This is a genomic window from Pelagicoccus sp. SDUM812002 (genome assembly GCF_031127835.1).
Classification (GTDB): domain Bacteria; phylum Verrucomicrobiota; class Verrucomicrobiia; order Opitutales; family Opitutaceae; genus Pelagicoccus.
Window position 1 is genome coordinate 1 of sequence record NZ_JARXHX010000094.1, and the last position, 1168, is coordinate 1168.

Sequence of the window (1168 nt, forward strand, 5' to 3'; positions counted from 1 at the left end):
GGCAAACGCCCGCCTCTTTCACCTCGATCCCAGACTTGAAAACACTAACTTGAAATAGAACCCCAACTGAGGCCTCCACGTATGGCCTCTGCGTTCGGTAAAGAATGATGAATACACTCAAGCTAATTGTGGGGATAGCCCTAGCCTGCGGTTCTTGGTCACAAGCTACAGAGGCCAAGATTCCGCAACTACCGAAAGGTGGGCAGACTCACTGGCGAATTGAAAACGCTGAAGAGATAGTAGCCTATGCCACTTTCGACCCACGACAAGTAGAGCACCAACTACCACCTAACTTTCGGTTTCTGAAAGTTGGCGAGCTGGCCGAAAAAGGCACTTCGTGGGCAAGAGTCTACCTTTCTGAACATCCTCAGCACGAAGATTGGGGTTTCTCCTTCATTGAAATAGTTAGAATGGATAGATTTGCGATTGATGGCATTTCGCCAAATTGGGCACCAAACGGTGCTGCAGCTTTATGGTTCGCAAGGATTACATCCTTTGAACCGAACCGAGAGCAGAATTCCGAACGAACATACTTGATGTTGAATTTCTGGGTTCCAGATCGTGATTACGTACGCTACATGAAAGAAAAGGGTTACTACTCGACATACGGGGATGCGAGTTTGTACATGAAAGCAGATGGCAGTTGGCATGGGAGGCTAGACACAGATAATGTGAAGATTGAAGCAGTATGCTACCCAGTTGGAAGAATTCGAGGAGGGCCTCAATCGACTGAAACACAAGTCCTGGTTCCTCCCAAATCTTCTAAAAGCACCGATATAATCCATATTGCTTTCGCAGGTCACAGAATTCAGGACTGCACGGAAGAGAGCACATGGATCATCGAAGGAGAGCACCCACTGTCAGACACCGTCATAGTTGAGCCCTCTACCCTTCAGTACGGCTATAACCTTAACGGAAGCGTATACACAGTACAGTGGTAGCAACAAAAAATATACCGAACCAGTCGTGCCATACAACTCCGGCCAGCGCTCCGCGCTAGCCTCCGCGTATGCACTCGACGATATGTGAAGAAAGATGATCGGGTTGAACTAAGGAATAAACCTACAACGTATCGAGAAACCAACTTCACAAAAGAGAAGATCCTGCACTGAATAAAATTTAAGAAAGAATCCAACCAACCAAAAACGAAGAAAAATGATCGACTTGA

1 protein-coding gene is annotated in these 1168 nt (G+C 46.7%); it reads left to right on the forward strand.

Annotation, left to right across the window (positions count from 1 at the left end):
- Positions 1–104: 104 nt before the first annotated feature.
- Positions 105–941, forward strand: coding sequence for a hypothetical protein (locus QEH53_RS23830; RefSeq protein ID WP_309025740.1), 837 nt, complete (start codon positions 105–107; stop codon positions 939–941).
- Positions 942–1168: the final 227 nt, after the last annotated feature.